Below are 22,740 nucleotides of genomic sequence, written 5' to 3' on the forward strand. Positions count from 1 at the left end.
AAAGCTGATTGCTTGGGATAAGCGATAAATTTAGCTGATTAAATAACCCCAAAAACTAGACAAAATCAGCCGGATGATAAATAGAGCAGGCTAGTGCTGAAGTATAAATTTCTCTGTTGCCATCGGCGGTTAATTATTCTTGCTTGTATCTCAATAGAATGAGAAACGCTATAAGCATAGAACGAATAATTACCATTTTTTGCTTGACTTTTAAATTTTGACTTCTATAAATATATGGTGCTTCTAATTGGGATGGTTCACCATTGTATGTAAGTCCTATGTTTGTTAAATTCTGTATGGCAAATTTATCTGGAAGACTATGGACTGTATTCATTTAACGGGAATTCGCTGCTATGGCTACACTGGATATTTGCCAGAAGAGCAAGTTTTAGGACAATGGTTTGAGGTGGATATTAAATTGTGGTTGGATCTTGCCCAAGCTGCTGAAACGGATGCGATCGCAGATACTCTTGATTATCGCAGTGTAATTAGCACTATTCAAAGCTTAGTTAAAACATCTAAATTTGCTTTACTAGAAAAGTTAGCAGGTACAATCGCTGACTCTATCTTGCAACAGAGCGATCGCGTCACACAAGTCCAAGTCTTTGTTACTAAACCCGCCGCGCCTATTCCTGATTTTGGCGGCAAAATTAGAATTGAACTGACTAGAGGTAACAGGTGACAGGTTACAGGTGATAGATAATAGATTAATATCTACTGAAGAATTACGGGTTTTTGTTTACGGTACACTAAAACCCGGTGAAGCTAATTATCAAAAATATTGTGCAGAAAAGGTAATAAATACCAAAAGGGCAGTCGTATTAGGCAAGCTATTTGCTTTGCCTATGGGCTACCCAGGGATGACATCGGGACAAAATCAAGTCCACGGCTATTTGCTTTCTTTCGCTGACCCACAGGTTTTACAATCGCTAGATTACCTGGAAGATTACCAACCCCATCGACCCACCTCAGAAAATCTTTACAATCGCCAAAGAGTTGAAGTGTACACACCCCAAGGCGAAGTTCTGGGTTGGGCTTGGGTTTATGTAATGAGTTTAGAACTTGTTCACCAGTTCAACGGCACTTTTTTGGCTGATGGCTGGTGGAGTGGTTGTGGTTTAGCACTCACTGAATTTTAGATTTTAAATTTTGGATTGAAAATTCAAGAGCCAAAATATTCAGGGAAAGAATCTAAAATCCAAAATTGATTGACTTGGGATTAATTCAAGTCTGGCTGAACGTTGTTCAGTTCCGGCTGGTTGAAGTCAATAGTGCTTTCTGGGGTAGTGACTGCTGCTTTGGGAATTTCAATCACTGGGTTATTTATCGCCACCATCAGGGGTGCTGTGGGGGTAGTAGATGTTTTAGCGGCTGATGGAGATTCGATTTCTGCTGGGGGTTTTTGTGCCAGTTGCGGTGTCCTAGATTCACTTCCAGGTAGCAAACCCGAAACTACACTAATAAAACAAGCTGCAACAGCCGCACCACCAAATGTCCAGGCTAGGCGTGAGCGACGACTCAACCGAGAGAAGACTTTTTGGGCTGTGACTTCTGGTGATTGTGCGGTGTCTGGAACTGGTAAAGTCCGTAAACCTTGCCGCAGTTTTAATAATCTAGCGTACAGGCATTGAACAGAGGCATCATTAGCCAACCATTCTTCTACTTGCCTGCGTTCTGTAGCTGTTACCTCACCATCGAGGTATGCACTCAATAACTCGAAGCGATCGCGCTTCACCATATCTGTAGTACCCGTTGATTCATTGGTATGTTGATCCATCCCTGCTGACAAATCTCCAGTAAGTTGTGAGTGGGAACGGTCGTTAAACTGAGAATCAGTAGTCATCTTAACATTATTACTAATCCATACACGGGTAAAGCAAGCTAGTAATTCTCAGAAATTCATTGATCAATTCCTGATTTTTCCTGACGGCAGCAGCAGACGTTTTGATTCCTCACAATTCTTAATCAATGTTTAAATTATCGCATTTAACAAAGGAAAGAGATTGTAATTTAGGTATCTAGATAATTTTGCAATTGCGCTTGCAGTCTGGATCTGGCTCTAGCTATTCTTGATTTTACCGTACCCAAAGAAACCCCTGTGATTTCGGCGATTTCTTCATAAGCCATGCCTTCAATTTCTCTTAAGACGATTGTAGTCCGAAAAACTTCTGGTAAGTCAGCGATCGCTTCTCGCAGTTGCTCATAAAATTCTCTGGTGGTCAACTCCTCTTCTGGCCCTGGAGTATCACCAGCAATTTCCCAATCCATTTCGCCATCATCTACCGCACGGGGAGCATCTAGGGACAATGGACTCACAACCCGCTTGCGTTTACGCAATTCGTCGTAAAACAAGTTAGTAGCAATCCGGCTTAACCAGCCGCGAAACTTAGCAGGTTCTTGTAATCGGTTAATATTCCGATAGACTCGAATCCACACTTCTTGAGCCAAGTCGGCTCTATCTGCCCAATCGGGCGCTAAGTGGTATAAAACCCTATCTACTTGGGTTTGATAGCGACGCAGGAGTTCTGCAAACGCAGCACGATCTGGACGCAATCCCGCTTGACAGCGCAAAATTAAATCGTGGTTTGAGAGCTTGTCAACTTGCACCGATGCTTCTGAATATTTCGCATCAACCGTTGACCAGGATACAGCAATCGATTGACTCATAGATCGTATTCGCTTTAAATCATCCCTTACTATTAGACCTATGAAATGACAGTATGTTCCTGATTTAAGTGCCGGATTAATGACTGGAACACAAAAGCCCCGAATTTTGGTGAGATTCCTGGTTACAACAATGGTGCTGAACTCTAGTTTTCCACCAAAAAATAGGGTTTGCTGTTGAATCAAGCCACATTTATACTTATAGGTGTTTTACCTATAATTGTGCGGCTGATAGCAACTGACTATTTACCCTTGACAAATTTTGTTTTTTATGTATATCAGATTAAATCTGTTATCACCTATCACCTGTAACCTGTCACCTGCTCCCTGCTCCCCTGCCCCCTGCTCCCCTGCCTCCTCACCCCTCACCCTCACGGCAAAAATCTAAATCTGTTGACAGACGAATAGCTAAATTTCTGAGCTTCTACTTTGAATACTGAATTGAGTTTGAAGAAGTCGTTAGACTGTTTTAAAGATTGTGGTAACTTCACTAAGGGTAGAGTAGAATCTTGTTTTTGGTGATTGTTGCCGGAGATGATGAAGCTCGCAGAAATTCATAATTATTAATTATGAGTCAGACATTATGAATTTCTGCTGGCATCCTGGAAAACTCATGTTATTTATTGGGTCTAGTTACCAGAATTGTAGTTTTTTCTGGATGTTCTTGATAAATAGCATCAGTGTTCGCTGGATTTGTGATCCGAACTTGAAGAAAGAAATTAATGGAAAATGTGATTGTGACTGCTAACAATAGTTTTTCAAACATGAATTATCTCCCACCCACACCATTAATAATTGATTACCGTACTTGGAGAGTTCTAGAAACAAGCCTGAACGGAGGAAACCTGCGTTCGGTCTTTACAGGAATCAAGGTTTCTCTCCAGAAGTTTTATTTGCTGGGACATTTGCTTAAGTTAAGTTTGCCCAGAAAGATTGGCGAATATATAAGGAAACAGATAAGTATTTATGAATTATTGATAATTGGATGATGAGCGCATTCAATTATTCCAAGAGATGGATCTGTCAGGGATAAATAATAGGCGATCGCAATGATAAGAAATGAATCTATAACGCGTGTAGCAATGTTTCTCTGTTTTGGCGCAGCCATCTTGTCTTTAGCTGTCCATTGGCGAGTGACGACAACACAACAACAGTCGGATAATTCTGCCCCTAATCGGAAGTTTCCTGGGAGTATAGGAGAGACAGCCTTTGGCGCGTCTACAACTGCTGATGAATCTATTCCAAAACAGGATTCTGATCGTAAGTCAGGTATAGTCATCCGAAATGTAGCTAGGGATACGGCTATACCTAATAACAGAAGATTTGTTGGCGCTGAGTCAGAATCAAAAGAAAGTCGCAATACTGATACCCAACCAAAATCATTTTTTACCCAGTTTTCCACTCAACAAAAAACGGCTAGTAAACTGGGGGGGATGAAAATGCAAGTGGTGGTTGATTTAAGCGATCGCCGCACTTATGTTTATCAAGGAGATTTGGTTATCGCTAGTTATCCAATTGCTATAGGGAAAAAAGGCTGGGAAACACCTACGGGTTCTTTTCAAGTCATGAATATGCAGCATGACCCGATTTGGCGACACCCCATTACTGGTAAAGTGTTTCCTGCTGGTAGTGACAGCCCTTTGGGGGAGCGTTGGATTGGCTTTTGGACAGATGGACGCAATGAAATTGGGTTTCATGGCACACCAGATATCCATTTGTTAGGAACTGCCATTTCTCACGGTTGCTTGAGAATGCGTAATTCTGATGTCCGTTTGTTATATGACCAAGTTAAAGTCGGCACATTGGTAACAGTGCGTGATTAATCAAGAGTCAAAAGTCCATAGTCAAGAGTTTGTGTTAAAACATCCTAACCATCAACTATTGACTATTGACCAAAATTTATTTCTGCTCGAAGCTAGGGGCGTAGACTTGGAGTAAGCTACTAACTTGACGCAGCACTTCATTGCTTTTTACCAAAAATGGTGTTCTGTTATCTCCGATGTTGGGTTGGTCGAGGTTGCGACCGATTGCTTCGCCGACTTGCTGAGAAATCAACTCTTGTAATTCGGCCCTGGCACGTTGTCGTTGGTAGTTAGCACCTTCTTCTGTTGTGGCATATAAAGGTGGCAGGCGGTTGAGGGCATAGGCAGCGATATCACCCACATCCAGAGAACTTTCGCTGGTGGCTTCAATTTCGGCAACACGGGCGATCGCTTCTGTCAACACCAATTCTTCCATGACGTTGATAAATTGTTTGCGAGGTACCGCCACTACTTCACCTGTTAATAAAGCTCCCATTAATCGATCCAGGGCCATATACTCTTCTATTGAGAGTTCCGATGCGTTATCACAAATTCGCCCAACTTCTGCTTCCATTGCTGGTGTGAGATAACCATCCTGAAGAGCTTGTTCTACAATTTTTTCAATACTCATAACGCTCATCTTTTTTAAGCCACCCAAGTAAGGTAAGGACGGTACAAATCCAATTTATCTTGCCCAATTATCGGTGCATAATCTACAAATTATGCACACAGGTTATTAGTTAACATTTTTTATTGAAAAATCTGTGTTCGCCAGGGTACAGGGTCAACAGATTGGCCATTGACATACAAGCCCCAGTGCAAGTGCGGCCCTGTAGACGCGCCTGTTGAACCAACTGCGCCAATTAATTGACCAGCTTTCACAAAGTCGCCTTCCTTAACGTTAATGCGACTTAAATGTAACAATATGCTGGTTACTCCTTGACCGTGATCAATCCCGACTACATTGCCATGAACTCGGAAGCCTTGTGAAACTGTACCCACTAAAGCAACTCTTCCAGATGCTGGGGCGGTTACAGGTGATCCTGCGGCTCCGGCGTAGTCTACACCCCGATGATAATAATCCTTTGCAAATTTACCATTATAGTAACGACGTACGCCATAGATTGTACTAATCCGGGCTTTGCTGGGTGCGAGGAATTTGCCGTCCCAATATTTTTCAGGGGTTTGCAAAGCTTTGAAGGCAGCGACACGCTTGAGTTCATGTTCGGTGGCTCCATCGGCGGATTTCCCTGGTGGGAGGGTGATGCGTTGTATGGGAAATTTGCGCGATCGCAATTTGACTGTTAAATTCTTAACTTGACCATCTCCCGCAATTTTTAAGGTTCGATTTCCTGCTGGTTCTAGGGGAGTGGTGGGAATGAAGGCACGATATTTGTTGGGCGCAACAGCAAAGGCTGGGTAAGTTTTCTCCCCTACCACTACCGTTGGCTGCTGATTATTTTCTTGGGTAACATCAATCATTACCGACAGGGTGTCTCCCAACTGGGGATTACTTGGAGATAACTGTACTTGTAAAGCTGCTGCTGGTAATGCCAATCCCAGAGGTAAAGAGATAAATATCCCGTAGAAAAGATTTTTTGTGTGGCGAGTTACTAGCCGACTCTGAGAACTTTTAGTATGATTCTCGATAATCATAGAAATATAATATAATTCCTTTCTTTTGTGAACATCTAGCCTAAATGATCATTGCTAGGGCTTTGTCCGCAATGTAATTATTTTTGAACACCATAATATTATGTCAATAAACATTCTAATGAATAAGCTATACCGATTTGGATGCGATCGCCAATAATCATCATTTGTTTCCATGAAATACTCTAGGCAGTCAAGCAAACAGTAAGCTAAAACATGGTTAAGCGTTGTTGTTGCCAACCCTTGTTTTGCCGATACATTATAGTGTCCTAAGATTGATTACTCAAATAGAAGTTGTATCAAAAATTATTAAAGTGGTTATCAAAATCAACTAAACCACAAAAGCCACAAAGGCAGTGCTATAAATAAGCCAATAAATGTCAAGGCAATACTGCTGGCTAATAAGTTGCGATCTAAATCATAAACTTCTGCCAAAATTAATACAGAAAGACCAGTAGGTGTACCTGACATTAACACTAGTACTAAACGTTGTTCACCAGTTACACCAAAAAAGGTGGCGATCAATCCCACTAATACAGGTACAATAAAGACTTTCAGGACGCTGGCAATAGAAGCAATTTTAATACTTTTCCAGCCTGTAATTGTACCTAAACGCAGACCGACGAGTAACAAAGCCAAGGCGATGACTACCCAAACAGCTTGTTCTAATCCTGACTCAACAACTGCTGGTAATTGGATAAATTGAGTACTCAAGCCCAGAAAAAATGTCCACAAGCTAGGAACTGTAATTAAATCGCGTAGCTGAGTCCACCAGTGCTGATTGATTGTGCTTTTACCAAAATAGCTGGCAATTAAGACTGCTATACCATAAGTGCCGATGACGTTGTTGGTAACGCTGAATAATACTGCCCAGTCGTTGTTGGCTGGACTAGTAAGGACTTGGGTGAGGGTGAGTCCAACAAAACCAGTATTCCCTAAAATGGTAGCGAGAATAAAACTGCCTAAACTGGCTTGCATCAATGGCATGTCCACGGCTGATTCTGAGGCTGGCTGTTGATGATGTCGGAACCACCGTATAGCTTGCCAAATCAACAATGCTAAAACCAAACTCAGCAGTAATACTGCAACTGCAACTCCAGGGATGAGGAAGCCGTGAGATAAATCAGTATGACGTGCTAAAACAAAAAGTTGTAATGGCACTCCCACCCAATACAAGCTGTTCCCCAGCCACTTGAGAAAATTATCTGAAGTTAATCGAGAACCTAATAATCCTATCCCAATCCACAGGAAAAGCGGGGTGTAAGCATGAATCAAACTTTCAATCATGATAGAGTGGCACCTTGGTTGAGGTGTCAAGAAATTTTGGATTTTGGATTTTAGATTTTGGATTGAATCTCAAATCTAAAATTCAAAATCTAAAATTCAGCACAGCCTCTTACATTATTATTTAACGCGATGTGCGACTTATTCTTGAAACCCCTCTCCAAACCTCTCACGCCAGTCGCTACAACGGAGGGAACCTCCGCAACGCGCTGGCTCCCCGAAACGGAGAGAGGCTTTGAATCTTGCTCCCCTTCCCTGGTAGGGAAGGGGTTGGGGGTTAGGTTTGAGAGAAAGTCGCACACGGCGTTATTTATTCTGCGTAGGCCTCCATTGGTAAACAAGCACAGACAAAGTTTTTGTCGCCAAAAGCAGCATCAATACGACCGACATTAGGCCAGAATTTTGCGTCGCGCGTCCAAGGTGCGGGGTAGGCGGCTTGTTCGCGGGAATAGGGATGAGTCCATTCGCCAGCGATGAGACTTTCGGCGGTGTGGGGTGCGTTTTTCAAAAGATTATCTTCAATATCTATTTTGCCTGATTCAATTTCGGCAATTTCTTGACGAATAGCAATCAAAGCATCACAAAAACGGTCTAATTCTGCTTTTGATTCGCTTTCTGTGGGTTCTACCATGATAGTTCCCGCCACAGGCCAGGAGACTGTCGGCGCATGGAAACCATAGTCCATTAATCGTTTAGCAACATCATCGATATCGATGTTGGCGGATTTTTTGAGCGATCGCAAATCTAAAATACATTCATGGGCAACTAAGTTATTTTTGCCTTTGTACAACACTGGATAGTAGTTTTCTAGTCGCTTGGCAATGTAGTTAGCATTGAGAATTGCCACTTTCGTTGCTTGGGTTAAACCAGCCGCCCCCATCATGGCAATATACATCCAAGAAATTACCAAGATGCTGGCACTACCCCAAGGTGCGGCGGCGACTGCGCCTGTTGAGTGGGGAGTGGGGAGTGGGGAGTGGGGAGTGGGTTTATTTATGGGAACTACGGCGTGTCCGGGGAGGAAGGGTACGAGATGGGATGCGACACCAATTGGCCCCATACCAGGGCCACCGCCACCGTGAGGAATACAGAAGGTTTTGTGCAAATTCAAGTGACAAACATCTGCACCAATATCGCCGGGACGACACAACCCGACTTGGGCGTTCATGTTTGCCCCATCCATGTATACTTGTCCACCGTGACGGTGTATAACTTGACAAATTTCTTGAATGGCTTCCTCAAATACACCGTGAGTTGAAGGATATGTCACCATCAACGCCGCCAGTTCACTACTGTGCTTTTCGGCTTTGGCTTTGAGGTCTTCTACATCAATATTACCGTCAGCATCACAGGCAACGGCTACGACTTTCATCCCACACATCACCGCACTTGCTGGGTTGGTTCCATGCGCGGAGGTGGGAATTAAACAGATGTTGCGGTGTGCTTCGCCGCGACTAGCATGATATTCATGAATGACTAACAGTCCGGCGTATTCTCCTTGGGAACCTGCATTTGGTTGTAGAGAAATTCCCGCAAACCCAGTAATTTCCGCTAACCACGCTTCAAGTTGCTGAAACAGAATTTGATAACCGCGTGTTTGTGATGGTGGTGCAAAGGGGTGTATCTTGCCAAATTCCTCCCAACTCACCGGAATCATTTCGGCGGTTGCGTTTAGTTTCATGGTACAAGAACCCAAAGGAATCATCGATGTTGTTAGGGATAAATCCTTGGTTTCTAGTTTGTGCAGATAACGTAACAACTCTGTTTCGGAGTGATAGCGGTTAAATACGGGATGGGTGAGGTAGCTGCTTTGACGGCGTGGCAAAATATCGGTAGTGGAATTTGTTAATTCTTCTACAGAGAAAGATAATTCATCTTGACCAGCGAAAATCTGCCACAGGTCGATTAAATCTTCTGCTGTAGTTGTCTCATCTAAAGATATACCAACAGCAGTCTCATCAAAAATTCGTAAGTTGATATTCCTACCTTGGCAACCTGCAAGAATAGTTTCGAGGTTTTGTGTACCTAACTCTACTCGTAACGTATCAAAGACATTTTCTGAACTAATTTTGTAACCCAGACGCTTTAAGCCTGCTGCCAAAATTACAGTTAACTGGTGAATATTTTCGGCAATATTCTTCAGTCCCTCTGGCCCGTGATACACGGCGTACATACCAGCCATTACCGCCAATAGTACCTGGGCGGTACAAATATTACTGGTGGCTTTTTCTCTGCGGATGTGTTGTTCGCGGGTTTGCAGTGCTAGACGTAATGCAGGCTTACCGTTGACATCTCTAGATAACCCAACAATGCGCCCTGGAACTTGGCGTTTATACTCTTCTTTGGTGGCAAAGTAAGCAGCATGAGGGCCGCCAAACCCCAAGGGAATACCAAAGCGTTGAGTACTACCTACAGCAATGTCCGCACCAAATTCACCGGGCGGGGTGAGTAAAGTTAAGCTGAGGGGGTCGGCGGCGACTGTAACTAACGCCCCGACTGTATGGGCTTTTTCGATAAAGGCGCGATAGTCGTAGATAGTGCCATCGGTGGCTGGGTATTGCAAGACTGCGCCAAAAATCGGTTCAGCAAAATCAAAAGTTTGATGGTCGCCGATAATAATATTGATTCCTAGAGGTTTTGCTCGTGTTTGTAAGACATCAATGGTTTGGGGATGACAGTCACGGGAAACAAAATAGCTATGGGCTTTCGTTTTGCTGACACCATAACTCAGACTCATGGCTTCGGCGGCGGCGGTGGCTTCATCGAGTAAGGAAGCGTTGGCAATTTCCAAACCTGTTAAGTCAATAATCATGGTTTGGAAATTCAGCAGTGCTTCTAACCTGCCTTGGGCAATTTCGGGCTGATAGGGGGTGTATGCAGTGTACCAACCAGGATTTTCTAAGATATTACGACCAATTACAGGCGGGGTAACGCAGTCGTAATATCCCATACCGATGTAGGAACGACACACTTGATTTTTAGCCGCAATGTTTTTTAACTTTGCTAAGGCGGCATATTCACTTTGTGCGTCGGGTAATTGTAGTGTTTGCTGCGATCGGATGGCTTGTGGTACTGTGCGATCGATGAGTTCGTCTAGGCTGGCAAAACCCAGAACTTCCAACATTTGCTGAATGTCTTTGGTGTTGGGGCCTATATGTCGTTCTAAAAAATTAGAGTACGCTGTATTTTCAGGAAGGGTAGACTGGGTTTGAGGGGCATGGAATACCACAAATCGAACTCCGGACGCAACTATTTAATATTTTGCAATAAAAAATACTTTTAACAAGTCGGCGGTAAATAAAAAAGATGAAGGATGAAGGCTGAAATTACTCTGCGATAAGCCACCCAAAGGGTGTCTGCATACTTCACACTTCATACTTCACACTTTTTACTCTTGTCCTTCTACCAGTGCGCTGTACTGACTGGCAGTTAAGGCATCATCTAGTTCACTGGGGTCATCAACACGTATTTTCAGTAACCAACCTTCGCCATAAGGGTCATCGTTCAGTAGTTCGGGATCATCAGCCACAACAGGGTTAATTTCTACCACTGTACCGGTTACGGGTGAAAAAACTTCTCCAACGGCTTTGACTGATTCAATTGTGCCTAATTCATCACCCTTAGCAAAAAGTTGACCAATCTCTGGCAGTTCTACAAATACAATTTCCCCTAATTCTCTGGCGGCAAATTCGGTAATGCCAATGGTAGCAATGTCACCATCTAGCCGTACGTATTCATGACTATCCTGGTATTTTAAATCATCAGGATATTGAGACATATTACTTACCCTCCAATTCTCACTAAAATTATTGTTCTCACAGTAATGCTGGTCATGTTTAATAATCAGGTTTACTGTAGCTTGAGTAGTTCACAACACATTATTCCTTAAAAAGCAGCAAAGGATGAAGTAAAAAATGTGATGTCACTTTATCCTTTTGTTTTTGACCGATAAAAGGGGCGTTTGACTACTAATGCGGGGTAGGCTTTACCGCGAATTTCCACTTCTAACTGTTGACCAACCTTTGCTAGTTTGCTGGGAATATATGCTAAAGCAACAGGATAACCCAGTGTTGGAGATATCGTCCCACTGGTAACTTCTCCTACAACTTGACCTGCGGATAAAACTTGGTAGCCGTGACGGGCGATGTTACGCCCTTGCATTTGTAAACCTACAAGTCGGCGTTGCACCCCGTTGGCTTTTTGCTGTTCTAAGACTGACCGACCAATAAAGTCGTCTTTGGTATCGAGGTGAACTAACCAGCCTAAACCTGCTTCTAGAGGTGTGATGTTATCGTCGATGTCTTGTCCATAAAGTGCCATTGCGGCTTCGAGGCGTAGGGTATCTCTAGCACCTAGTCCTGCGGGAACGACACCAGCATTGTAGAAATTACGCCATAATTCTATGCCTACTTCTGGGTCTACCATAATTTCAAAGCCATCTTCGCCGGTGTAACCTGTACGGGCGATAAAGGCTGGTTGACCGAGTATATTTGCTTGTAAATGACCAAAGGCTTTAATTGGTTGTAGGTCTTGTTCTACAAATGGCTGGAGATATTTCTCAGCTTGTGGCCCTTGCAAGGCAATTAAGACTTTTTCGGGTGAGAGGTCTTGAAATTGAATGTCATCTAAGTTGAGGTTTTGCAATAGCCAGGTTTTGTCTTTGGCTGTGGTTGCTGCATTAACAACGATCGCTACTTTTTCTTCACTTTGATAATAAACAATAATATCGTCAATGATTCCCCCTTGGGGATTTAACAATACTGTATATTGCGCTTGACCCGCTTGTAAGCGACTCAAGTCAGAAGGGACTAAACCCTGGAGTTGGTCAATGACTTTTTTACCTTCCAAGGTGAATTTGCCCATGTGGGAGATATCAAACATCCCCGCAGCATTTCTCACAGCTTCGTGTTCGCTGGTAATACTGCTGTATTGTACAGGCATTTCCCAACCACCAAAGCTGGTGAAGCGGGCTTTAAGTTCTACACCCAGTTGATATAAAGGAGTTCGCGCCAAGGATGCGGCGATGTTTTCTTGATTAGCCACAGGTAGTTATGCTCTTCAACTGCTATATATCCTAAGTCAAGGATGAAGCCTGAAGTCTGAAGTATAAAATTTCCGACTTCATACTTCACCCTTCAGACTTTAACCTAGTAATGTTATTTGTAGGAGTATTGAGTTTTGTTAAGAATAAGTTATGAAAAATTGGCGCATACTAGCGAGTGTTGTTTTAGCAATGGCTTTATTGTTATTCCCCTTATCGGCGGAGGCTGCTAGTTCTTCGAGTATTACCCGTTCGGCTGGGGATGAAGTGATAGCAAAGGATTATTCTGGTCAAAGTTTAGTGGGTAGTGAGTTTACCAACGTTGATTTGGAGAATGCTAACTTTAGCAATGCTGACTTACGCGGCGGTGTGTTTAACGGCACTATCCTAGAAGGTGTAAATCTGCATGGTGTAGATTTTAGTAATGGTATAGCTTACTTGACTAGGTTCAAAAATGCTGATTTGACTGATGCAATTTTGACAGATGCGATGATGCTGCGATCGACCTTTGATAATGTTGAGATTACAGGTGCAGATTTTACGAATGCCGTGTTAGACGGGACACAGGTGAAAAAACTCTGTGCTAAAGCTAGTGGTGTCAATTCTAAAACAGGTGTAGATACACGGGAGTCTTTGGGTTGTAGGTAAATTGGTCGGTGAAGAATGGGTGTGAGGGTGTGAGGGTGTAAGGATTTTGAACACCTATAATCTTATACCCCCTTCACACTTTACAACATAAATCATATTGATAAAAATAACCCTCCAAATATTTGGAGGGTTTTAATTAATCAGCAGAACAATTATTCAGGATTTGTAGATTGTTCATTTGCTAAATGAAAAGTTTTTTCTATTTGCAGTCTTTGTTCGGCGTTACGTAAAAAATAGCCATCTACCATAGCTGAACCTAGTAATCTGCCTAATTCTTCGCGGTTAGTAGTAATCATAGTATTAAATCTGTCATGGGGCAAATTGCCTAAGATTGCCACAATTGTCTGTTGAATTAAGTGTAATACTTCTGGGGAATCTGGTTTAGATAGTTGGACAACTGTATCTCGATTGAGAGATTGTAGATATTGCCAAAACTGATTATTTTTAATATCTTCCGGCATAAAGTTGTCTGGCTGGTGAGGAGAAAGATTACTCATAGGATGATTTATTTTGTTGCTGCGATATCTTGAATTTATCAGATTTTTGCAATATATAGATTCAAAGTAACCGAACATCTCACATCTGGTTTATTCTACTTCTGATAAATCTTGCTTGGCTAGAAAGAAGTAGGTTCTATGTAGGAATAAAAATATTATTTTCTATATATATGTATCAAAAATAACTAGTGATTTATTCTATAAAAATATAAATTTTTGACAAAATATAGGCAAATATCTAATTAATTTGATAACATCATAAAACCCTTATCAAATTGCTTAGGATACCAGTCGAAAAAATATCTTAGGCATCTATATTGCTTAATAGCTGGCAACTTGCTATAGCCTATTAGATTGTTGTTAAGTTTTCTCTTCAGAATCGCATCTATCTCTATTGACCGTTGCAAGTATTCAATTTGGAGACAGATATGAAAAAATTATTGCCGTTGATCATCAGTAGCATTTTGTTAGTTGGTGCTGTTGGTTGTCAAGAAAATCATCAAGATGCTGCTAAAAGTTCTACTAATAACCCAACTTCCCAAGCATCAGCAAAACCCGCTTCTCAAACTACTCAAACTACAGATAAAACACCTAAAGATACAACTGAGAAAACAGCAGTAACTAAAAATACTCCTGTAACTACAAAATCTGAGGGTGCATTAAAAAGTGAAGTTGTTAAAAAGCTGAAAGCCGAGTTACCAAATAATAAATTAGAGGTAGAAGCTAAAGCGGGGAATATCGTAATTAAAGGGACGGCGACATCGAATGCAGAGTTAAAAAAAGCTGAAAAATTAGTTAAGGAAGTCAAAGGTGTGAAGAGTGTCAAAGTAGAAGCGAAAGTGCTAATACCTAATAAGATTTAACTTTAGCCTGTATGTAAACCCCTCAGACTGGAAGTCTGGGGCTATACAAACAAAGCCTGCCTATTGCGATTGGCGCACCACGCAGGCTAATTATATTTAGTAGGAGAATTGAGCGTTTTGAGTAAGTCCTGGTAAAGAATCATTACCAGATTCAACTAATTTGTATTTGACAGGGATAATTACTGTATTTTATCCCAGCAATTCTCATTTTGAAAAAAATAGAGTATTAACCCCGATTTTGGAGTTCAAAAAATAGTTACTTTGTACTATTTTTTCAGGAATTACCTATGGCTAAAAAAACAGATGTAGGGAAGAATAAGTATAAATACTTAATAAAATAGAGGGATTACCTGACAACGAACGGAGAAAATTCAGTTCATCGTTCGGTTTAAAAAGAGGATAGGACTTACGCATTGACAGACAAACCAAAATAACAGGTAGGGTTTTTAAGGTTTATAGCTAGATTTTTCAATGATATTTTAGCGATCGCTTTACAATTAATTCACCCAAAATTCCCGCCTTACTCATCCGTGACCACGGTATCACAGTCTGGGCATCTTCTTGGCAAACAGCCCGTAACTACATAGAGTTGATAGACTACATCTTCCGTTATATGGTAGCTGTAAGACAACTGGGACTTGAGGGAGACAATAACAATTAATACAGCAGATTCGATGTTTATGAGGTACAGCAACTGATTGAAAAAAGTAATGAGTAATGAGTCCGAAATTTACTTATGACTCACTACTTAACAAAAGTGCTGTAAATGACTATTAACTATTAACTGAGGTACAAAATGTCTAATCAAAATCTGCGTGTTGTGGCTCGTTTTATTGCCTTACCAAATAAAGTAGAAGAACTCAAAGCTTTACTACTCAGTGTAGTTGAACCTACCAGACAAGAAGCAGGTGTAATTAGTTACGAACTTCTGCAAAACCAGTCTGACCCAACAGATTTCACATTTGTTGAAGAATGGACTTCTGCGGAAGCATTGGAAACTCATTTAAATACACCTCATATCCAAGCAGCATTAGGCAAACTAGAAGGTTTATTAGCTGCTGCACCAGATATTAGCCGCTACAATCTTTTAGCGTAATACCCATCTCCCTTATCTCCCTTATCCACCCACATTCACACCCGCCACTGAATTAGCCAGCTGTTCTAATTTTTGCGGACTGGTTACTTCCAGATACTTCGCAGCCATCTCCGGTGTCAGGAGTTCCAACATCAAACGATTTTCAATCCAAAATTCCACCACATCAAACACACCATTACGGCTACAAGCAAGCACTCGCCAACCTTCCTGTGCGCCAATACGCTCAATTTCTTCTAGGCTGACGGGAACAGAAATTGCTGCATGAACTGACGTGTAATTTGCAGGATGTTCATTTATTTGAAATCCTGCTTGTCCTTGCCATACATCAGGGATAATTTCACTACCCAAGGGATAAAATTCAATTCCAGTACCAAACTCATCCCCCACGAACATCATATACCCACCGGGATTAGGTGAAAATGGTGCCACTCGACCGTGCATAATTTCTGCCATAACATTAGCTACGTGCTGAGGATTTTTGACAGCAATGGAAATATGGTGGAGCATAGTTACCTCTCAAAATATGAATCAAACCTGATATTTTGATTTATAGCTTGTGTTTAAATTCTGACATCTATCCTAAGAGATCCAATTAGCTAAAGAGTAACTTTGACATTTCACGTTATATAAAAAATTGTTAACAAGACAAGTTTGAAATTTCTAGAAAATCCACAAAATCAGCAACAAATATTTATCAATTTATATGTAGGTATGTATAAATTAGTAAAGGTGCGATCGCCATAGCAAACCGCACCTTTTAGTATGAAAATTGTATTAAATTAAACCAAGATAAATCTGTTTATGCTGACTTACCAACGATGTCTAATCCATTCGTAAATCTTTAAGTAGTCGGCTCCTGGAATGTTCCATGAGTAGTCATATTTCATCCCTTGAATCGCTAATTGGCGGAACTCATCAGGTGACTGATACCACAAATCAATTGCCCGATTCATTGCCGATTCTAGGGCGTAATTATCTGTTTGATAAAATACATAACCATTGCGTTTTTCTGGTGGTAGATTTTGGTCGTAATCTCGATCAAATACCGTATTGACTAACCCACCAACACCACGCACAATTGGCACTGTACCATATTTTAAACCAATCATCTGAGTTAAACCGCATGGTTCGTAATTGCTGGGAACCACAATCATATCTGCCCCTGCATAGATGAGATGGGATAATTCTTCATTAAAGCCCAATTCTAAATGCACATCGGGGTGACTATTTAAAAATGCTTTTTCATGACGGAAATGAGCATTGATTCCTGATTCTGTGGCTGAACCCAGTAATACAAATTGTGCGCCTTTATTGAGTGCATGATAAATCGCGTGATGTACTAAATGCACACCTTTTTGATTATCTAACCGACCAATATAAGCAATGATTGGTTTATCGGCTGCATCAAGCAAGAGCCTTTCGCGTAAAGCTTTTTTGTTATATATTTTTTGTTCAAAATCTTCGTAGGTATAGTTATTGGGGATGTAACGGTCAATTTCAGGATTCCAAAAATCGTAATCAATACCGTTAAGTACCCCAGAGAATTTATCTTGATTTAAATGCAGTGTATGACCTAAACCACAACCCACTTCTGTAAATCGCGCTTCTTCTGCGTGGTTGGGTGAAACTGTGGTGACTGCATTGGCGTAAACAATACCCCCTTTCATATAATTCAAGGCAAAGGGGTTAAAGTTGTCACGCAGCTTATCGTATTGGAAATAGTAATCTTCTCGATTTAAACCTGTCGCCCAGAGAGTTTGTACACCGCCTATTCCCTGATGCTTAAAGTTATGGATGGTGTAGCAAGCTCGCTGATATTCCATACCATTGTATTTGTAAATCTCAGCCAGCAAAACAGGAATTAAGCCTGTTTGCCAGTCATGACAATGGATAATATCAGGGCGCTTATTGCTTTGATTTAAAAATTCTAAAGCGGCTTTGCTAAAGAAGGCAAAGCGCATATTGTCATCATCACAACCGTAATAACAGCCGCGATTAAAGAAATTATCTTCGGAGTGGGGTTGAATAAAAAAGCACAGCCTACCATGCACCCAACCGCAGTATACAGAACAGTGAACTGCTGCACCATACCAGGGAACCCACAAGTCTTTGTAGGCATCATGCAGACCCCAAATATGGTCGTAGCGCATACAATCATACATGGGTAGTATGATCTCGACGCAATTTCCTCTGCCTTCTAATTCTCTACTCAGTCCGTAAACAACATCCCCTAAACCGCCTGCTTTGATTACAGGAGCGCATTCCGAGGCAATCTGTACTATGTACATTCCTAGTCCTCGCTATACAAAAATTTATATTAACTATACTGTTCAGTATATGCAATATGTACTCATTGACAAGTAAGTAAGCCAATGTTAATCACGAAAGCTTAATACAAGCGGTAGATAGTCGGGGTATTTCATCTGCGGGCAGACTTATACTGAGGAGATTAGAGGGGTATTTAGTGTAGTGGATACAAGAGAAGTTATCGGAGAACGTGGCGAATCAATTTTTCGAGTTCTCATCACACGTAAACATCCTAGTCGTGGTTATTTATTTGAGCATCCGCGATTTTTAGGAGAAAAAAAGCGAGCAATCGATTTTTACGTAGAACTCTTTCATGATGAGTCTTTGATACCTTTCTTTTTTGTGCAAGTAAAGTCAACATCCCAAGGTTACACTCAAAGCGATCGCCGATTAAGAGTCAAAGTTAATGACAGCGATATGAAGCGTCTTGCAGCCTATCCTGCGCCTACTTATGTTATTGGTATTGATGAGCAAGCAGAGCAGGGTTATATTTTGTCAGGTAACGGCGAAAGTACCACAGGGTTTTCCAGTTTGTGTACAGATTATCCCCTCAACCCCGATGTATTGGCATTACTATGGGATGAGGTGAAAGCATACTGGACTTCTCCTCACCACGCAACCTTCCGATCAATTTTTTGCGATCCGAAATGGAGGAAGTAATGAAGCAGAATCTACAAAATTTTATTGCAGAACGCGCCGAATATCTTGCAGTTATGTACCTGACTCGTCGCAACGATTTAGTGATTGAAAGGATGAAGTCGGCTGATTATGGCTTTGATATTCTTGTAACGATACTACGAGATAACCTGCCGACTGGAAGAGTTTTTGGTGTGGAAGTTAAAGCACAAGACACAGCTATCAGAAATTTAAAAGATTTTTCACTATCTATTACCCAAAAAACAACTGAATATCTTCATAATGTGCCGTTTCCGCTATTTTTATTCTTGTTTACGATGGAGGATGACAAAGGATATTACAAATGGCTAAATCATGTTATTGCTGACTCTAACCAAGTATCTCTACAATGGCATTCTCTAGATGAGAATGGAATTAGACAGATTGTTGACGATGTAAATGCTTGGTACGATGCAAAGAGTCATTTTGCTGCATAAAAATACTCTGGCTTGATATTTGTGCGATCGCCCCAAATAAAAACTTGACAGGTGACGCTGCTAAAATACCTTATGACTAGCAGCGACAAACCCGCACACCTCACAAGCCATGACTACAACTATTGACTTTCTCAGTCACCTCAACCCTAGCCAACGTCAAGCCGTAGAACACTATTGTGGCCCGTTGTTAGTTGTGGCTGGCGCTGGTTCCGGGAAAACCCGCGCTTTGACTTATCGTATCGCTAACTTGATTCTCAAACACCGTGTGAATCCTGAAAATATCTTGGCGGTGACTTTCACCAACAAAGCTGCACGAGAAATGAAGGAACGCATTCAAAAGCTGTTTGCGGAACAATTGGCGATGACGCAACACGGGACAAAATTTGATTTATTACCAGAACACGAACAAACAAAACTGCGATCGCAAGTTTACCGCACAACCATCAAAGATTTGTGGTGCGGTACTTTCCACAGTTTATTTTCAAGGATTTTGCGCTTTGATATTGAGAAATATCAAGATGAAAAAGGGCGCAAATGGAATCGAAATTTTTCGATTTTTGACGAATCAGATGCCCAATCTTTAGTTAAAGAAATTGTCACCAAACAATTAAACCTCGACGATAAAAAGTTTGAGCCGCGTTCTGTTCGCTACGCCATCAGTAACGCCAAAAACCAAGGTTTATCACCCCAAGACTTTGAAAAAGAACAGCCAAATTATCGCGGACGAGTAATTGCTCAAGTCTACAGTTCCTATCAAGATAAACTAGCAGAAAATAACGCCCTAGATTTTGATGATTTAATTCTTGTCCCTACCAAATTATTTCAACAAAACGAGCAAGTCTTAGGTTATTGGCATCGCAAATTCTGTCATATTTTAGTTGATGAATATCAAGATACCAACCGCACGCAATATGATTTGATTCGGTTGTTAGTAACTAATGGAGAAGATAGAAAAAGTGAATGGAATTGGCAAAATCGCTCAGTCTTTGTCGTAGGCGATGCTGACCAATCAATTTATAGTTTCCGCATGGCAGACTTTACCATTCTGCTGGAATTTCAAAATGATTTCGGTGATGGTTTACCGGATGAAGATACCCGCACAATGGTGAAGTTAGAAGAAAACTATCGCTCTTGTGAAAATATTTTACAGGCTGCCAATGAATTAATTGAAAATAACACCCAACGAATTGATAAAGTCCTAAAACCAACGCGGGGAAGTGGTGAACAAATTCATTGTCACAAAGCTGATGATGAACTGGCGGAAGCAGATTTTGTGATTCGGCAAATTCGTACCTTAGAACATCAACATCCCGAATTAAATTGGGGTAGTTTTGCAATTTTGTATCGCACTAACGCCCAATCTCGCCCCTTTGAAGAATTGTTGGTGAGGAATCAAATTCCTTATACAGTTGTGGGCGGAATGAAATTTTATGACCGCAAAGAAATTAAAGATGTGATAGCTTATCTCAGAGCGATCGCTAACCCTGCTGATACAGTGAGTTTATTGCGGGTGATTAATACTCCCCGACGGGGAATCGGTAAAGCCACCATTGATAACTTAATTAACGCCTCCCAGCAATTAGGTGTCAGCTTATGGGAAATTCTCAGCGATGAAACATCTGTTAATACATTAGCTGGGCGTTCAGCAAAAGCGGTGAATAATTTTGGACAAATGATTGGCCGTTATCAAGAACAAGTCGCAACGGTTCCAGTCTCGGAAATTGTTATGGGTTTGTTAGAAGAATCTGGTTATGTCCAAGACTTGCACAGTCAAGGTACAGATGAAGCAGAAGACAGAATTCAAAACGTCCAGGAACTTTATAACGCCGTTTTGCAATTTCAAGAAGAAAATGAGGATGTTTCCTTAACAGCCTTTTTGCAAAGTACCGCCTTAAGTTCTGATTTGGATAATTTAAAAGAAGGACAAACAGCCGTTTCTTTGATGACTCTACACGCGTCTAAAGGATTGGAGTTTCCCGTAGTCTTTTTGGTGGGATTAGAACAAGGGTTATTTCCTAACTATCGTTCAATGAATGATCCCGCATCCTTAGAAGAAGAACGCCGCTTGTGTTATGTAGGAATTACCCGCGCCCAAGAACGGTTACATTTATCCTTCGCCCGTGAACGCCGTTTATATGGTTCACGAGAACCCGCACTGCGATCGCAATTTCTGGACGAATTACCCCCAGAATTATTAACTAGTCAAAGTAAAGTTCGGCAAAATTATCCTAGGAATGCTGCAACAAATAACGAAAAACAAGAAGGATCTCACAATTGGCAAGTTGGGGATCAAGTCCTACACAAAACCTTTGGAATTGGCGAAATAACTCACGTTTTCGGTTCAGGAAATAAAATATCTGTGGCGATTAAATTTGCTAGTTTAGGTCAAAAAATTATTGACCCCAGAGTAGCACAGTTGCAAAAAGTTGATGGAAAGCCTTAAATGACTTACTAAAAAATAAACACTATTCGTAAATCCCATTGTTTATCTTCACGGCTAATTTCAATTTGGCGAATAAACTCTCGCAGGTAAAAGCGTCGTTCTGTTTCTGACAAATCTAACCAAAATTGTGGAATAGAAACGGCTTGGGCGACAGAACGCAGATTGACAGGGGGAAGTGTGGCTAACTTGGCTTGGAGTGCAGAAATTTCTGTGCGGAGTTTGTATTCTCTGAGTTTTGCTGTTTCTGCATCTAAAATACCAGTTTCAATTAAAGCAGGTAACTGAGCTAATATTTCTTGTTGACGTGCGATCGCATCGCCTAAACTATTCTTGACAGTATCCAACTCTGGAGAATTCATCCCGGCTACTGCTAATGGTAAATCACGACAAACTTTAGCGATCGTCGATTCTAAAATGTCTTGGTAAGGAATGGCGCGACACTTGGGACTTCGAGGACAATTAATCGGACGTAAATAAAGATACTCTTGGTCTTGGTAGCGACGGGTAACGCGAGTGACTGTTGTATGAGATTGACATTCGCCGCAGACAACTAACCCAGCTAAAGAACGGGGCGCACTTGCAGTTCGAGATGGTAAGCGGCTATTACGGCGTAATAGTCGGTCAATTTGGGCTGCTTCTTCTTTAGAAAGAATCGCTGTATGAGTATCTGAGATAATTTCACCGTTGAGATAAGCTGTGTCTCCCCGATAAACAGGATTTGTTAACCAGCGTCGCCCAGTGGTAACAGAAATTTTCTTCGCATATTTTTTTGCTAAGTAACGCACTGCGCCCCGCAAGGAACCGTAGAGTAAAAAGTGATCAAAAAAGTCTTTCACAACGGGGGAGGTGCTGCGGTCAATAATATATTTTCCTTGACCACGGCGATAACCATAAGGTGCTTTTCCGGGTGGCGGTGCGGCTTCAAGACGATTCCGAGCGTGTCCTTGACGGATACGCCGACTTCTTTGTTGATATTGAATTTCTTGGATTAGTTTGAGTAATTCAGCCCGAAACTGGGATTGCTCTGATGTGTAGGATTGTTCAGTCGCAATTACAGCTACACCCATCGCTTCTAATTCATTTAAGCGATCGCTGACTTCCTCTACAGTATCACCTAATTCTTCCAGACGACGAACCAGCAAATACTCTACTGGTTCATTTTGACAGTCTGTGAGTAATTGTTGTAATTGCGATCGGACAGTACATCCATCAGCATTTCTCTTAGCCAAATCTTCATAAATCCGTTCTACCTCCCATTGCCAATTAATGTTTTGTGGAACAGAGTCTAGGAGAGGGTCACAATAAATGTAGGCAATAACTTTCATCAGTT

Annotated in this window: 22 protein-coding genes and 1 pseudogene; 10 read left to right on the forward strand and 13 right to left on the reverse strand. The window is 41.4% G+C overall.

Annotated features, from left to right (window positions below):
* Positions 1–319: 319 nt before the first annotated feature.
* Together folB and H6G28_RS04320 are read left to right on the forward strand one after the other, a co-directional pair.
* Positions 320–682 carry a dihydroneopterin aldolase gene (gene folB, locus H6G28_RS04315; protein ID WP_190669201.1) on the forward strand — a complete coding sequence of 121 codons (363 nt, stop codon included), beginning with the start codon at positions 320–322 and terminating at the stop codon, positions 680–682.
* A 10-nt stretch (positions 683–692) separates the two neighbouring features.
* Positions 693–1,139, forward strand: coding sequence for a gamma-glutamylcyclotransferase family protein (locus H6G28_RS04320; protein WP_190669202.1), 447 nt, complete (start codon positions 693–695; stop codon positions 1,137–1,139).
* Positions 1,140–1,219: 80 nt separating this feature from the next.
* Here H6G28_RS04320 and H6G28_RS04325 read toward each other — a convergent pair whose 3' ends face one another.
* The 3 genes from H6G28_RS04325 to H6G28_RS04335 form a co-directional block, all read right to left on the reverse strand.
* Positions 1,220–1,843: an anti-sigma factor family protein gene (locus tag H6G28_RS04325; RefSeq protein WP_190590393.1), complete on the reverse strand. Its 624-nt coding sequence runs from the start codon at positions 1,841–1,843 to the stop codon at positions 1,220–1,222.
* 167 nt (positions 1,844–2,010) lie between these two features.
* Positions 2,011–2,667, reverse strand: a complete 657-nt coding sequence (gene sigG, locus H6G28_RS04330) for an RNA polymerase sigma factor SigG (RefSeq protein WP_190590394.1) — start codon at positions 2,665–2,667, stop codon at positions 2,011–2,013.
* A gap of 613 nt (positions 2,668–3,280) precedes the next feature.
* Positions 3,281–3,430 carry a QAALIT motif small membrane protein gene (locus H6G28_RS04335; protein ID WP_190590395.1) on the reverse strand — a complete coding sequence of 50 codons (150 nt, stop codon included), beginning with the start codon at positions 3,428–3,430 and terminating at the stop codon, positions 3,281–3,283.
* 277 nt (positions 3,431–3,707) lie between these two features.
* Between H6G28_RS04335 and H6G28_RS04340 the strand changes: the two genes are divergently transcribed.
* A complete protein-coding gene (locus H6G28_RS04340; RefSeq protein ID WP_524538606.1) occupies positions 3,708–4,487 on the forward strand; it encodes a L,D-transpeptidase in 780 nt (259 codons plus the stop codon).
* 76 nt (positions 4,488–4,563) lie between these two features.
* Here the strand turns inward: H6G28_RS04340 and H6G28_RS04345 are convergent, their stop codons facing one another.
* From H6G28_RS04345 to gcvT, 6 genes are all read right to left on the reverse strand, one after another.
* Entirely contained in the window at positions 4,564–5,106 is a 543-nt protein-coding gene (locus H6G28_RS04345; RefSeq protein WP_190590397.1) for a late competence development ComFB family protein, read from the reverse strand.
* Positions 5,107–5,216: 110 nt separating this feature from the next.
* On the reverse strand, positions 5,217–6,122 hold the full coding sequence (locus H6G28_RS04350) for a M23 family metallopeptidase (protein ID WP_190669203.1): 906 nt from the start codon (positions 6,120–6,122) through the stop codon (positions 5,217–5,219).
* 324 nt (positions 6,123–6,446) lie between these two features.
* The gene (locus H6G28_RS04355; RefSeq protein ID WP_190590399.1) at positions 6,447–7,406 is read right to left on the reverse strand and encodes an AEC family transporter; all 960 of its coding nucleotides are present in this window, start codon (positions 7,404–7,406) and stop codon (positions 6,447–6,449) included.
* 307 nt (positions 7,407–7,713) lie between these two features.
* Complete coding sequence (gene gcvP, locus H6G28_RS04360; RefSeq protein WP_190669204.1) at positions 7,714–10,632, reverse strand: aminomethyl-transferring glycine dehydrogenase; 2,919 nt, start codon at positions 10,630–10,632, stop codon at positions 7,714–7,716.
* 159 nt (positions 10,633–10,791) lie between these two features.
* Complete coding sequence (gcvH, locus tag H6G28_RS04365; RefSeq protein WP_190590401.1) at positions 10,792–11,181, reverse strand: glycine cleavage system protein GcvH; 390 nt, start codon at positions 11,179–11,181, stop codon at positions 10,792–10,794.
* Positions 11,182–11,330: 149 nt separating this feature from the next.
* On the reverse strand, positions 11,331–12,446 hold the full coding sequence (gene gcvT, locus H6G28_RS04370; RefSeq protein WP_190669205.1) for a glycine cleavage system aminomethyltransferase GcvT: 1,116 nt from the start codon (positions 12,444–12,446) through the stop codon (positions 11,331–11,333).
* A gap of 151 nt (positions 12,447–12,597) precedes the next feature.
* On the opposite strand from gcvT, the gene H6G28_RS04375 reads away from it, so the two are divergent.
* Positions 12,598–13,092, forward strand: a complete 495-nt coding sequence (locus tag H6G28_RS04375) for a pentapeptide repeat-containing protein (RefSeq protein ID WP_190669206.1) — start codon at positions 12,598–12,600, stop codon at positions 13,090–13,092.
* Between the two features lie 152 nt (positions 13,093–13,244).
* Here the strand turns inward: H6G28_RS04375 and H6G28_RS04380 are convergent, their stop codons facing one another.
* Positions 13,245–13,589 (reverse strand): DUF760 domain-containing protein, encoded by a 345-nt coding sequence (locus tag H6G28_RS04380; protein ID WP_190669207.1) that lies wholly within the window; start codon positions 13,587–13,589, stop codon positions 13,245–13,247.
* A gap of 428 nt (positions 13,590–14,017) precedes the next feature.
* On the opposite strand from H6G28_RS04380, the gene H6G28_RS04385 reads away from it, so the two are divergent.
* The 3 genes and pseudogenes from H6G28_RS04385 (at position 14,018) to H6G28_RS04395 (ending at position 15,548) form a co-directional block, all read left to right on the forward strand.
* A complete protein-coding gene (locus H6G28_RS04385) occupies positions 14,018–14,452 on the forward strand; it encodes a BON domain-containing protein (protein ID WP_190669208.1) in 435 nt (144 codons plus the stop codon).
* 484 nt (positions 14,453–14,936) lie between these two features.
* Positions 14,937–15,113, forward strand: a pseudogene (locus H6G28_RS04390) (class II aldolase/adducin family protein); the annotation flags it as partial.
* A 135-nt stretch (positions 15,114–15,248) separates the two neighbouring features.
* Positions 15,249–15,548 (forward strand): putative quinol monooxygenase, encoded by a 300-nt coding sequence (locus tag H6G28_RS04395; protein ID WP_190669209.1) that lies wholly within the window; start codon positions 15,249–15,251, stop codon positions 15,546–15,548.
* A 21-nt stretch (positions 15,549–15,569) separates the two neighbouring features.
* Here the strand turns inward: H6G28_RS04395 and H6G28_RS04400 are convergent, their stop codons facing one another.
* Complete coding sequence (locus tag H6G28_RS04400) at positions 15,570–16,055, reverse strand: hypothetical protein (protein WP_190669210.1); 486 nt, start codon at positions 16,053–16,055, stop codon at positions 15,570–15,572.
* A gap of 302 nt (positions 16,056–16,357) precedes the next feature.
* Complete coding sequence (gene glgA / locus H6G28_RS04405) at positions 16,358–17,836, reverse strand: glycogen synthase GlgA (RefSeq protein WP_190669211.1); 1,479 nt, start codon at positions 17,834–17,836, stop codon at positions 16,358–16,360.
* A 181-nt stretch (positions 17,837–18,017) separates the two neighbouring features.
* Here glgA and H6G28_RS04410 point away from each other — a divergent pair, with 181 nt between their 5' ends.
* The 3 genes from H6G28_RS04410 (at position 18,018) to pcrA (ending at position 21,410) form a co-directional block, all read left to right on the forward strand.
* On the forward strand, positions 18,018–18,515 hold the full coding sequence (locus H6G28_RS04410) for a DUF4365 domain-containing protein (protein WP_190589475.1): 498 nt from the start codon (positions 18,018–18,020) through the stop codon (positions 18,513–18,515).
* Entirely contained in the window at positions 18,515–18,967 is a 453-nt protein-coding gene (locus tag H6G28_RS04415; protein ID WP_190589476.1) for a DUF4365 domain-containing protein, read from the forward strand. Before H6G28_RS04410 ends, H6G28_RS04415 begins: the two co-directional genes overlap by 1 nt.
* A 109-nt stretch (positions 18,968–19,076) precedes the next feature.
* Positions 19,077–21,410, forward strand: coding sequence for a DNA helicase PcrA (gene pcrA / locus H6G28_RS04420; protein WP_190589477.1), 2,334 nt, complete (start codon positions 19,077–19,079; stop codon positions 21,408–21,410).
* Between the two features lie 8 nt (positions 21,411–21,418).
* Here the strand turns inward: pcrA and H6G28_RS04425 are convergent, their stop codons facing one another.
* Complete coding sequence (locus tag H6G28_RS04425; protein ID WP_190669212.1) at positions 21,419–22,735, reverse strand: recombinase family protein; 1,317 nt, start codon at positions 22,733–22,735, stop codon at positions 21,419–21,421.
* Positions 22,736–22,740: the final 5 nt, after the last annotated feature.

The organism is Nostoc sp. FACHB-190, assembly GCF_014696905.1.
GTDB lineage: Bacteria > Cyanobacteriota > Cyanobacteriia > Cyanobacteriales > Nostocaceae > Nostoc_B.

What these genes read in the sequence shown, in the direction of transcription:
- H6G28_RS04425 (WP_190669212.1), bottom strand. Translation starts at nt 22,735, where the DNA reads ATGAAAGTTATTGCCTACATTTATTGTGACCCTCTCCTAGACTCTGTT.
- H6G28_RS04345 (WP_190590397.1), bottom strand. Translation starts at nt 5,106, where the DNA reads ATGAGCGTTATGAGTATTGAAAAAATTGTAGAACAAGCTCTTCAGGAT.
- H6G28_RS04400 (WP_190669210.1), bottom strand. Translation starts at nt 16,055, where the DNA reads ATGCTCCACCATATTTCCATTGCTGTCAAAAATCCTCAGCACGTAGCT.
- H6G28_RS04375 (WP_190669206.1), top strand. Translation starts at nt 12,598, where the DNA reads ATGAAAAATTGGCGCATACTAGCGAGTGTTGTTTTAGCAATGGCTTTA.
- folB (WP_190669201.1), top strand. Translation starts at nt 320, where the DNA reads ATGGACTGTATTCATTTAACGGGAATTCGCTGCTATGGCTACACTGGA.
- H6G28_RS04335 (WP_190590395.1), bottom strand. Translation starts at nt 3,430, where the DNA reads ATGTTTGAAAAACTATTGTTAGCAGTCACAATCACATTTTCCATTAAT.
- H6G28_RS04415 (WP_190589476.1), top strand. Translation starts at nt 18,515, where the DNA reads ATGAAGCAGAATCTACAAAATTTTATTGCAGAACGCGCCGAATATCTT.
- glgA (WP_190669211.1), bottom strand. Translation starts at nt 17,836, where the DNA reads ATGTACATAGTACAGATTGCCTCGGAATGCGCTCCTGTAATCAAAGCA.
- sigG (WP_190590394.1), bottom strand. Translation starts at nt 2,667, where the DNA reads ATGAGTCAATCGATTGCTGTATCCTGGTCAACGGTTGATGCGAAATAT.
- gcvH (WP_190590401.1), bottom strand. Translation starts at nt 11,181, where the DNA reads ATGTCTCAATATCCTGATGATTTAAAATACCAGGATAGTCATGAATAC.
- H6G28_RS04355 (WP_190590399.1), bottom strand. Translation starts at nt 7,406, where the DNA reads ATGATTGAAAGTTTGATTCATGCTTACACCCCGCTTTTCCTGTGGATT.
- H6G28_RS04380 (WP_190669207.1), bottom strand. Translation starts at nt 13,589, where the DNA reads ATGAGTAATCTTTCTCCTCACCAGCCAGACAACTTTATGCCGGAAGAT.
- H6G28_RS04350 (WP_190669203.1), bottom strand. Translation starts at nt 6,122, where the DNA reads ATGATTATCGAGAATCATACTAAAAGTTCTCAGAGTCGGCTAGTAACT.
- H6G28_RS04325 (WP_190590393.1), bottom strand. Translation starts at nt 1,843, where the DNA reads ATGACTACTGATTCTCAGTTTAACGACCGTTCCCACTCACAACTTACT.
- H6G28_RS04385 (WP_190669208.1), top strand. Translation starts at nt 14,018, where the DNA reads ATGAAAAAATTATTGCCGTTGATCATCAGTAGCATTTTGTTAGTTGGT.
- H6G28_RS04395 (WP_190669209.1), top strand. Translation starts at nt 15,249, where the DNA reads ATGTCTAATCAAAATCTGCGTGTTGTGGCTCGTTTTATTGCCTTACCA.
- pcrA (WP_190589477.1), top strand. Translation starts at nt 19,077, where the DNA reads ATGACTACAACTATTGACTTTCTCAGTCACCTCAACCCTAGCCAACGT.